8 protein-coding genes are annotated in these 10,371 nt (G+C 70.3%); 1 reads left to right on the top strand and 7 read right to left on the bottom strand.

What is annotated here, in order from left to right; all coding sequences use genetic code 11:
• Positions 1–2: 2 nt before the first annotated feature.
• The gene (locus tag VFZ09_RS14780; protein ID WP_329728211.1) at positions 3–2,249 is read left to right on the top strand and encodes a type I polyketide synthase; all 2,247 of its coding nucleotides are present in this window, start codon (positions 3–5) and stop codon (positions 2,247–2,249) included.
• On the opposite strand, the gene VFZ09_RS14775 is transcribed toward VFZ09_RS14780, so the two are convergent.
• From VFZ09_RS14775 to VFZ09_RS14745, 7 genes are all read right to left on the bottom strand, one after another.
• Positions 2,213–2,737, bottom strand: a complete 525-nt coding sequence (locus tag VFZ09_RS14775; protein WP_329728210.1) for a response regulator — start codon at positions 2,735–2,737, stop codon at positions 2,213–2,215. The genes VFZ09_RS14780 and VFZ09_RS14775 overlap by 37 nt on opposite strands.
• Before the next feature lie 132 nt (positions 2,738–2,869).
• Positions 2,870–3,382, bottom strand: a complete 513-nt coding sequence (locus tag VFZ09_RS14770; protein ID WP_329728209.1) for a response regulator — start codon at positions 3,380–3,382, stop codon at positions 2,870–2,872.
• Positions 3,383–3,567: 185 nt separating this feature from the next.
• Positions 3,568–3,849 (bottom strand): ATP-binding protein, encoded by a 282-nt coding sequence (locus tag VFZ09_RS14765; protein ID WP_329728208.1) that lies wholly within the window; start codon positions 3,847–3,849, stop codon positions 3,568–3,570.
• The gene (locus tag VFZ09_RS14760) at positions 3,779–5,224 is read right to left on the bottom strand and encodes a HAMP domain-containing protein (protein ID WP_329728207.1); all 1,446 of its coding nucleotides are present in this window, start codon (positions 5,222–5,224) and stop codon (positions 3,779–3,781) included. The genes VFZ09_RS14765 and VFZ09_RS14760 overlap by 71 nt, the downstream gene beginning before the upstream one ends.
• Before the next feature lie 103 nt (positions 5,225–5,327).
• Complete coding sequence (locus VFZ09_RS14755) at positions 5,328–6,158, bottom strand: hypothetical protein (protein WP_329728206.1); 831 nt, start codon at positions 6,156–6,158, stop codon at positions 5,328–5,330.
• A gap of 14 nt (positions 6,159–6,172) precedes the next feature.
• Positions 6,173–9,217, bottom strand: coding sequence for a CehA/McbA family metallohydrolase (locus tag VFZ09_RS14750; RefSeq protein ID WP_329728205.1), 3,045 nt, complete (start codon positions 9,215–9,217; stop codon positions 6,173–6,175).
• Positions 9,218–9,231: 14 nt separating this feature from the next.
• Positions 9,232–10,314 (bottom strand): hypothetical protein, encoded by a 1,083-nt coding sequence (locus tag VFZ09_RS14745; RefSeq protein ID WP_329728204.1) that lies wholly within the window; start codon positions 10,312–10,314, stop codon positions 9,232–9,234.
• Between the last annotated feature and the right edge of the window lie 57 nt (positions 10,315–10,371).

Below are 10,371 nucleotides of genomic sequence, written 5' to 3'. Positions count from 1 at the left end.
ACATGTCCGAGGAGATCAACTACCGCCAGTTGTTGCAGCAGCAGCTGGTGAAGATCCGCAAGCTGGAGGCGCGGCTGGAGCAGGCCGAGGCCGCGCGCCGTGAGCCCATCGCCATCGTCGGAATGGCGTGCCGGCTGCCGGGAGGCGTGGAGGGCCCGGAGGACTTCTGGGAGCTGATGGTGAAGGGCGTGGACGCCACCAGCGAGCTCCCACCGGGCCGCTGGGACGCCGACGCCCTGTACGATCCGGATCCCCAGGCGAAGGGGAAGATCCGCACGAAGCGCGGGGGCTTCCTGAAGGACGTGGAGCGGTTCGACGCGCGGTTCTTCGGCATCTCGCGGCGGGAAGCGGAGAGCATGGATCCGCAGCAGCGGCTGGTGCTGGAGGTGGCCTGGGAGGCGCTGGAGCGGGCCGGGCACGCCGTGGATCGCACCCGGAGGGATCGGGTGGGCGTGTTCGTGGGGGCGATGAACAACGACTACGGGCAGCTCGCGCTGGACCAGGGAGGCCTGGCGGCGATCGATCCGTACTTCATCGGCGCGCGGGCCAACTGCGCCATCTCCGGGCGGCTGTCGTACCTCTTCGGCTTCCAGGGCCCGAGCCTGGTGGTGGACACGGCGTGCTCCTCCTCGATGGTGGGGGTGCACCTGGCCTGTCAGAGCCTGCGCAATGGCGAGTGCACGATGGCGCTGGCGGCGGGGGTGAACCTCATCCTCTCGCCGGAGGCGAGCGTCTACCTCTCGTGCAGTGGAGCGCTGGCGCCGGACGGGCGGTGCAAGACCTTCGATGCGTCCGCGGACGGGTACAGCCGCGCCGAGGCCTGTGGCGTGCTGGTGCTGGAGCGGCTGTCGGACGCGAAGGCGAGAGGCGCCAACATCCTCTCGGTGATTCGAGGCTCGGCGGTGGGTCATGACGGCCCGAGCAGCTCGTTCACGGTGCCCAACGGCGTGGCGCAGCAGGCCGTCCTCCGTCAGGCGCTGGAGACCGCGGGGGTGCGGCCCTCCGAGGTGAGCTACCTGGAGGCGCACGGCACGGGCACGGCGATGGGGGACCCGATCGAAGCGGAGGCGGCGTGGGCGGTGCTGAAGGAGGGGCGCCAGGGCGGCGAGTCACTGTGGATGGGCTCGGTGAAGACGAACCTGGGCTATCCGGAGGCGGCCTCGGGGGTGGTGGGGATGATGAAGGTGGTGCTGGCGATGCAGCACAAGCAGCTCCCGGCGCACCTGCACCTGAAGAACCCCAACCCGCACATCGACTGGAAGTCCATGGGGGTGAAGGTGCCGGTGGAGCTGACGGCGTGGGAGCCGGCGCAGGGCCGGCGCATCGCGGGGGTGACGTCGTACGGGAGGACGGGGACGGTGGCGCACGTGGTGCTGGAGGAGCCACCGGCGAGGCCGGAGGTGAAGCGGGAGGTGGAGCGGCCGGAGCACGTGCTGGTGCTGTCGGCGCGGAGCGAGGAGGCGCTGCGAGCACAGGTGGGCCGTTACGCCCGGGTGCTGGAGGAGGGCCGCGAGCCACTCGGCGACGTGTGTTTCACGGCGGCGGCGGGCCGGGCGCACTTCGAGCACCGGCTGGCGGTGGTGGGCCGTGATGCCTCCCAGCTGCGAGAGCGCCTGCTGACGGCGGAGCCGCGGGGCCCGGTCACGGTGGCGCCGCGGGTGGCGTTCGTCTTTGGCGCGGAAGGCGCGTGGCCCACCGGTATGGGCCGCGAGCTGTACGAGTCCCAGCCCGTCTTCCGCGAGGCAGTGGAGCACTGTGCGGCGGCGCTGAAGGGCGTGCTGGAGAAGCCGCTGGTGCAGGTGCTGTACGGCGCGGAGCCGGCGCTGTTGAAGGAGGCGCCGTACGGGAGGGCCGTGGTGTTCGCGCTGGAGTGGGCGCTGGCGCGGATGTGGAGGGCCTGGGGCGTGGTGCCGCGGCGGTCCGTGGGGCAGGGCGTGGGCGAGTACGTGGCGGCGGTGGACGTGGGGGTGCTCGGCCTGGAGGAAGGCCTGCGGCGGGCGGTGGGCGGGGAGCCGCTGGAGCGCGAGACGGCGGCCACGGCGGAGGGCATCGAGCCCCTCGTCCTGCACCCGGGCGAAGCGGAGTGGCCGCGGCTGTTGAAGACGCTGGGCGAGCTGTACGTGAAGGGCGTGGAGGTGGACTGGGCCGCCTTCGATGCGCCGTACGCGCGGCGCCGGGTGGCCCTGCCCACCCATCCCTTCCAGCGCGAGCGCTACTGGCTCACGCCGCTCGCGGGTCCGCCGTCCTGAGACGTGGTGAGGGTGAGGGCGAGCTGCCGCACCTCCTGGCCATTGAAGGGCTTTCGCAACTCCTTGAGCAACTGGAGATCGCTGAACTCCCGCAGCAGCTCCGCCCAGGAGTAATCGGAGTAGGCCGAGCAGAGCACCACGCGCAGCTCGGGGGCCACCGTGCGCATGCGCCGCAGCGTCTCGGCGCCATTCCAGCCGGGGGGCATGCGGTAGTCGAGGAACACCAGCTCATAGGGGCGGCCCTCCGTCTGCGCCTCGCGGATCTTCGCCACGCCCTCCTGTCCCTGGAAGGCCGAGTCCACCTCGAACTCCGGCTCCTCGCGGGCCAGCTCACGGGTGGGCGCCGGGCCGAAGAGGGCCTCTTCCAGCAGCTCCAGATCATCCTGGCCACGGCGCTGCTCGGGGTTGAGGATGCGGCGGAAGTCCGTGTGGATGGCCTCGGAGTCGTCGATGACGAGGACACGCTTCTTGTTCGCGCACTGGCTCATACAACCTCCTGCACCGGCGAATGGCCATCACGGGGCCGGGGGTGACGGAATGGACACCAGAGCCGTCATGGGAATTCCGCGTGACGCGGGGGCTCGTCAGGCGGGACCCTGGGTACCGTGTGGGCGCCCCGTTCACCCGGACTTCGCGGCGGTCTCCTTCGGCGTGGTGAGGGTGAGCGCGAGCTGGCGCACCTCCTGGCCGTTGAAGGGCTTGCGCAGCTCGCGCAGCGTCTGCTGCTCGCCGAACTCCTGGAAGATCTCCGTCCACGAGTAGTCGGAGTAGGCCGAGCACAGCACCACGTTCAGCGTGGGCGCCACCGCGCGCAGCCGCCGGAGCGTCTCGGCGCCGTTCCATCCCGGCGGCATGCGGTAGTCGAGGAACACCAGCGCATAGGGGCGGCCCGCCGCCAGCGCGTCGCGCACCTTGCTCAGGCCCTCCTGTCCCTGGAAGGCCGAGTCCACCTCGAACTCCGGCTCGGCTTCCTGGGGCCGCGTGGGCGCCGGGCCGAAGAGGGCCTCTTCCAGCAGATCCAGATCGTCCCGGCCTCGGCGCTGCTCGGGGTTGAGGATGCGGCGGAAGTCGGTGTGGATGGCCTCGGAGTCATCGATGACGAGGATCCTCCGCTTGTCCGTGGGATTGCTCATGCTCGCTCCTGGGCCGATAGATGGACACGGGCAGAAGCCGTTCGGCCACCACCCTGTCGAGAGCCGGGTTCAAGGGACGGGTTGCCGGAAGTTGCTGGAATGTTCTGTCCCCCACATATGGTGGAACTGTAAGATTTTTCCCGCTTTCTTGCATCACAAAGCTGGAGGGGGACGAAGGAGCGCCCTCACGCGGCCTGCTGGGCCGCGACGTAGGGGAGCTCCAGGGTGAAGGTGGCCCCATGTCCGGGCCCCTCGCTGTGGACGGTGAGCGAGCCGCCCAGCTCCTGGGCCGCCAGGGCGCTGGAGTGCAGGCCGAAGCCGTGCCCTTCCTCGCGGGTGGTGAAGCCGTACTGGAAGATGCGGGTGAGCATCTCCGGCGCGATGCCCATGCCGTTGTCATGCACCTGGATGCGCACCAGCCCGGAGGTGGTGCGCTCCAGCTTCACGGTGAGGAGCCGCTCGGCCACGGGCACGCCGTCCATGGCGTACTTGGCGTTGCTGACGAGGTTGACGAGGATCATCAGCGTCTTGTTGCTCCAGGCTGCCGTTGGCCTCGCGCAGGGCCTGCTCGCGGCGTCGCACCTCGTCGGCCATGCATTGGAAGGAGCGGGCGAGCTGTCCCAGCTCGTCGTTGCGCGAGGTGTCCAGCTCCACGTGGAAATCGCCGGAGGCGACGCGGCCGGTGGCCTGGGTGAAGGCGAGCAGGGGCCGGGTGATCTGCTGCTTGAGGACCCAGGCCATGATGGCCAGCTCCAGGGAGAGCGACAGGATGCCGAGCAGCAGCACGTAGCGGGCGGCGAGGAGGGCGGGCTGGGACACCACGTGCTCGGGGAGCACGGTGACGAGGTTCCAGCCGGGTCCCTTCAGCCGGGCCACGGCGAGGTACTCGTCGTGCTCCGGCAGCTCCAACACGGACTGCCCGGGCGGACGGGCCTTCACGCGCTCGATGATGCGCCGCAGGTGCTCCTGCCCGCCCGCGGTGCCGGACGGGGCGCCCGTGCCATTCCGCTGCATGTCGGGATGGATGATGAGCGTGCCGTCATCGCGGGAGAGCACGTTGTAGGCACCGGGCAGGTGATCGGTGATGGTGCGGGCCATCAACTGCTCCAGCATCACGTCCTGGCTGATGGACAGGACGTGCCGGCCCTCGAGGTCCAGGGGCGTGGTGGACGTGGACATGGACTTGCCACTGACCTCGTCCGTGTAGATCTCGGACCAGCGCGTCCGCCGCTCCGGGTTGTTCTCCGGCAGGCTGGTGGAGAAGTAGACCTGTTGGGTGACCCTGAAGCCGGGCTTGGCGTCATGGACCCAGGTGGGGCGCTCGGGCCAGTAGATGACGATGGGCCCCTCGGGCAGCGTGACGAAGGTGTCCGAGAAGCGGACGTGGAAGGCGGGCCCGTATTGGGTGAGCACGTCGTACGAGGCCAGCAGCCGACGGCGCATGTCCTCGTCGACCTTCACCCCCCTGGGCACGAAGACACCCACCATCTTCCTGCCATCGAAGCCCTCGGGACGGCTGCGGAGCGAGCCGTCGGGCAGGCGCACGAACAGCCGCTCGAAGCGCGGGCCGAGGTCCTCGGGGCCCAGGGCGCGGAGGCGCTCCTCCAGGGCCTGCTTGAGGATGACGTGGTTGTCCTCGGCGAGCAGGAAGATGGCCTGCTCGCGTTGTCCCCGCTCGGAGACATGCTGCTCCAGCTGCGCGAGGGCCTCGGTGCGCAGCGTGTGCTGCATGTGGAGGTAGCTGAAGAAGGTCGTCAGCGCGATGACGACGGCGATGCGAGCGCCCATCTTGATGAGCGTCGAGCGGGCGAGCGGAGCACGAGGTCGAAGAGTCGGCGGCATGAGGAACTGGCCGCACTGACACGAGACGCGAGCCGGGAATTCCGCCAGGGGCCGGCCGGGTGTTGCCCGCCTGGGGGGTGTGCCCTCCAGGACGGGGACGGTGTTACAGGCGGTACGTGAGCTTCAGCCCACCGATGGCGAGAGCACGCTCGGCCCCCAGCAGGGGGAGGCTGGCGCCGAGCTCCGCGCCGAAGTGCTCGCCCGCGCGGAAGCGCAGTCCGAGCGCCGGGGCCACGTAGTCCAGCACGGCGCGGTGGCCGAAGTGGAGGTTTGCGTCGAGCACGGCGGCGAAGCCGCTGCAGAGCGCGTACTCGGTGCCCACGTTCATCAGGAAGCCGGCGCGGGGCAGCGCGGGGCCAGGGCCCACGCCCATGTCCCCATCCAGGCCCGCGTAGCCGTGCACCTCGAAGCGGTTGTTGGGCCGGTACAGCAGGGCGGCGCCCACCTCGGCGCCGAGCGTGCGCGTCCTCGGGCTCGAGAAGGACGTGGGCAGTTGCAGCCGCGCGCTCGGGGCGAGCACGAAGGCGCCCTGTGTCAGCGCCACCCAGGTGCCGCCCACGGTGAGCTGCCCCAGGTGCAGGGTGGTGCCGGTGAGGGTGGCGTTCTGGACGAACTGGAAGCGCGTGGCCTCCAGCGTGGCGAACACCTCCAGGTCCGGGCGCACGGCGTAGCTGCCGGAGAGCAGGCCGGCCCCGGTGATGGCGCCGTAGAAGTTCTCCGTCTCGACGATGGCGCCACCCTGGATGCCGAAGCCCACCTCGGTGCGGGGGCAGGCGCGGCGGCCGGTGGCGACATCGGCGGAGAGGAAGCCGAAGGTGAGGGGGCCCTCGGCGAGCGCGGGGGAGATCCACTGCTCACACCCGCCCTCCGCGCGAGCGGTGGCGGGCAGCAGCAGCATGACGGCGAGCGCGGAGAGCAGTCGGGACGGGTTCACGGTGTGCCCTCGATTCACTGGGCGGCCACGCCGGGGGCATCGAAGCGTCCGTTGCCGTTCCGGTCGAGGAGGAAGGGGTTGGTGAAGGACATGGGGTAGCCGCCGGTGACCACCTGCGAGAAGTGGAACTGCGGGTTGCCCTCGCTGGTGGGCGGAGCCGGGGTGCGCAGCGGGCCGTAGCTGGAGCCCTCGGCGATGTCGGCGCGATCCACCTTGCCGTCGCCGTTGTTGTCGCCGGTGTCGGGGATGCCATCCGGCTTGCCCTCGGGGCCACCGAGGTCGGCGGCGAGCGGCAGGCGGGCGCCGGCCTCCACCACCACCCACGCATCCCCGCTCACGCCGCCGAGCAGCTCGGACAGTGCGAGGCTGCCGTTGTAGCGCACGAGCTTGCTCTCGACGTTCGTGAGATCGAGCGGATTCTCCGGATGGAAGAGGTCCGTGCCGCTGAGCGTCTTCACGATGGTGCCGTTGACGACGATGCGCACCTCCTCCACGGGCACCCAGGGGGCGGCGGAGACGGTGAGGCGGAGCTTCGCGTCGGCCGTGGGGGCCAGCGGGGTGAAGCCGAAGCGGCGGGCCCCGCTCGCGGTGTCCACGGTGGCCTCGATGACGGGGCCGTTGGTGCCGAAGGACTCACCGGCCTTGAGGGCCTTGTTGAACTTCGCGGTGTCGAACAATTTGCCGGGGATGGCGTCGGTGTAGACGATGTTGCGCGGCAGGCCCACGGTGTTGTCGGCGAGGCTGTGCGAGTCGCTGTTGGCGGTGCCCGCCACCAGGTGGCCCTGGTTGAGCGTGTAGAACCAGAAGGCGCGGTAGGGCAGCAGCATGTCGTTCTGCGTGCCGTTCATCACCTCCTGGGCGTGCTGGCCGTTGTTGGCGAAGCCGCCCTTGGGGGTGCGCACGTACATGCCGGCGTTGGTGCCGTTGTCATTCGCGGGCAGGTTCTTCGTCAGGTCGAGCGCGAGTGCGCGCGGGTAGCCCAGGTCTCGGCCGAACTCAGCGTCGGCCCACGGGTGGTTGAGCTGCACCAGGAGCTGGTCGCGCAGGGCGGGCAGGGCGCTCTCCTTCACGCGGTCGAAGAGCTCACCGGGCTCGACGAGCTCGTCCGCCGGGGCGCCGTTGCGCGGCTTGGTCGGGTCGTACTGGAGCGGCCAGAAGTTGTAGTGGCCCACGACGAGGGGCACGGTGGCGCCGGGACGCTTCATCCAGAGGATGTGGCCGGTGGTCTCCAGGCCCACCACGGCGCTCATCTTGTTCTCCAGGCCCAGCTCGCACACCGTCTGGGCGTAGTCGTAGATGACGTCGTGGTCGGTGGAGACGATGACGTCCAGGTCCGTGGCGGCGAAGGAGAGCACGCGGTCGTACTCGGGGATGGAGCTGTCGAAGCTGGCCGCGCCGTGCACGTGCAGGTCCGCGCCCACGGTGTCGAGGGGCTGGATCGCCAGCTTGTACAGGGCGAGGTTCACGGTGACGTCCCCGTCGCCGAGCGTCACGGTCTTCCGGTCGATGGTCCAGAAGGGGCCCTTGAAGGCGTAGACGTAGAAGGTGCCTGCGGGGGCGTCTACGGTGACGGTGCCGTTATTGATACGGCGATTGACGAGGAAGCGGTTGCACGCGGGCGAGGGGCCCGGAGGCGGACCCAGCCACGGCGCGCAGGTGCCGAAGCGGCCATGCAGCGTGCCCTCGGTGTCCTTCAGCGTGTTGTCATTCACGGGAACGAGGAAGACCTCGGCGTCGAGGCCCGCGTTGGAGACCCAATCCACCACGTTCACAGTGAGCTTGGAGTGCGAGGACACGGCGAGCGTCCCCACGTCCGTGTCCGCGTTCACGTTGTCGAGCTGGCGGTCGGCCACCTTGCGGCCGAAGGCGTGCAGCTCCACCACGTAGTCACGGCCGGCGGGCACGCGGGCCTGGAAGCGGCCCTCCTTGTCAGGTGTCACCTGGGTCCACGGGACGCGGTTGGCCGCGGCGGTGGTGAGCTCGCCCTCGCTGACGAGCACGCTGATCTCGCGGCCCGAAGAGGACTCGGGCGCTCCGTTCCGGGTCACCACGCCCGTGAGCGTCACGTACTTCTCGCCGTGCAGCTTCTGCCGGGCCTCGAGGGCCAGGTCCGCGGCGGCGGCCACGTCCCCGCGCTCGGACACGGCGAGGAACCGCTCGAAGACGAGGTAGTCACGCGGCTGCACCACGGTGCGCCCCAGGCCCGAGGAGGAGATCTGATCGCTCTGGAAGCCCTCGAGCACATCCGCTTCGCCGCAGGCCACCTGGGCGTAGCTGGAGGCCGGATCCGAGGCCATGGCGGCCGTCAGGTACGGGAACTTCTTGAAGGCGTCGCCGATGCTGAGGAGGCTGAAGGACGGGTGCTGGTAGCCCGAGCCCTCCGAGGGCGTGAAGGGCAGGGCCTCGCGGCCGCTCCAGTAGAAGCCATCCGCCAGGGCCCACAGCTGCGGATCCACGGAGGTGTTGAGGACCTCGGTGCGCACGCGGATGCCGGGCTCGCACGGGCGCATCTCGTAGATCGTGTGGATGGGGAACTCGGGCTTGCCGTCGAGCGTGCCGTTGAACTGCACCGCCACGCGGGCGGGGCGCTCGTCGATGATCTTCATCGACGTGTAGTGCGCGGCGTCACCGGGGAGGATGCCCACCACCTGGAGCACCTGGTTGAGGCCGTCGTTGTCCTTGCCGCGGGCGCTCAGGTCCAGCAGCGAGCCGCCGTTGGGATCCAGCAGGTTCGTGTTGCCGAGGCCGGCGATGACGGCCACCGCCCGGTCATTGCCCAGGAGGATGTCGCCGCGGGCGCCGAGGGCGTTGAGGCCGCCCGGAACGGTCTCGGCGCCCTCGCTGGGAGCATGGCTGCCCACGCGCTTGTCCGTGGGGGTGAGGGTGCGCACCTCGAGCAGGGAGCCGGAGGCGGCCTCACAGGAGTAGCTCAGTTTCTCGCAGGGGCTGACGACCCGGCAGCCTTCATCGTTGCCGAGGCAGCTCTCCTTCTTGCAGCCGGCGAGCGTGAGCCCGACCAGGGCGAGACTCGCGGCCAGGAGGCGGAGGGGAAAGGACATGGTGGAGGTTTGTATCAACCTCCCGGGTGGTTCCTCCAGTAGCTCAGCCCGTGGGCGGCGTGGCAGGCATCGCCGATGAGGTCCAGGTAGAGCTGGTACTGCGCCGCCTTCACGGACTCCATGTCGCGGAAGGCACCGGAGGCCTCGAGTCGACGCACCGCGCCATCGAGCAGCGCGCGGGCCTGTTCCACCGCCTGGGACTGCTCGGGCGTGGGCTTCCAGCCCGTCTCCTCGCGGTAGCGGCCGAGCGTCTCCAGGAAGTGCCCGTGGAACTTCACCATCTGTACGAGCACGGGGAGGCGGTACGCGGCAGGCGCGGAGGTGAGGGCGGCGTCGTACTGACGGGACTCGGAGCCGAGCCGGTACACGAGCACGTCCACCTGGGTGTCGAGCCGGGGGCCCCAGGCCTTGCGCACGGCGGGGTGGCGTGCGTGGCTGGCGACGGCCTGGAAGAGGTGCAGCCCGCCACAGGGGTGCGCGTAGATGCCCTGCTTGCGCTTGGGCACCTGGGGCAGCCCGGCCTTCATTCCCGCCAGCAGCTCCGCCTGCTCCCGCTCGAGCAGGGCGAGCGCCTCGTCCATCACCGCGTCGAGGCGCACCGTCTCGCCCGCGCCGGTGGTGAAGGTGGCGCCCGGGGGCAGGGCGTGGGAGAGGGCATCGAGCGTCCAGGCGCCATGGGGCGACAGGGCGGCGTCGCGGCGGAAGTCGCGCTTCAGGTCCTCCACGAGCGCGCCGAGGGTGACGGGGCCTCCCTGTGCGCGGAAGGACTGGGAGGCCGGGACGCCCGCGAGCAGCAGCGTCTTCACGAGGAGGTGGGGGTGGGGCTCCACGGGCGTGCCGTCGGCGGCGAAGGCGTCGAAGCGGAGGTCCGGGCCCTCGCGGTGGAGGAAGTCCGAGACGATGACGTCCGCGGCGCGGCGGCCATCGCGGGCCTTGAAGGCGCGGCCCTCGGCGGCGATTCCATGAGCGAGCGCCCAGGGGTTCTTCGGATCCGCGGCCCAGGTGCGGCACTGCGTGCGGAGCACCTCCTCGGCCGAGGGGCGTGCGGCCGGAGTGGCCGACAGGAGCGCGAGCAACGCGAGGGTGACAGAAGTCATGAGTGTCCTTGTCCGCGAGGACGACCCTTGTACTATCGACTCACCCATCAATCATCC

Source organism: Archangium sp. (assembly GCF_036277355.1).
Classification (GTDB): domain Bacteria; phylum Myxococcota; class Myxococcia; order Myxococcales; family Myxococcaceae; genus Archangium.
Note: the sequence above shows the minus strand (reverse complement) of the source record. Positions and strands in the feature narration are given on the sequence as shown.

Bases quoted from the DNA above. Each gene is read 5' to 3' on its own strand.
- VFZ09_RS14780 (WP_329728211.1), top strand. From the start codon at position 3: ATGTCCGAGGAGATCAACTACCGCCAGTTGTTGCAGCAGCAGCTGGTG.
- VFZ09_RS14775 (WP_329728210.1), bottom strand. From the start codon at position 2,737: ATGAGCCAGTGCGCGAACAAGAAGCGTGTCCTCGTCATCGACGACTCC.
- VFZ09_RS14770 (WP_329728209.1), bottom strand. From the start codon at position 3,382: ATGAGCAATCCCACGGACAAGCGGAGGATCCTCGTCATCGATGACTCC.
- VFZ09_RS14760 (WP_329728207.1), bottom strand. From the start codon at position 5,224: ATGCCGCCGACTCTTCGACCTCGTGCTCCGCTCGCCCGCTCGACGCTC.
- VFZ09_RS14750 (WP_329728205.1), bottom strand. From the start codon at position 9,217: ATGTCCTTTCCCCTCCGCCTCCTGGCCGCGAGTCTCGCCCTGGTCGGG.
- VFZ09_RS14745 (WP_329728204.1), bottom strand. From the start codon at position 10,314: ATGACTTCTGTCACCCTCGCGTTGCTCGCGCTCCTGTCGGCCACTCCG.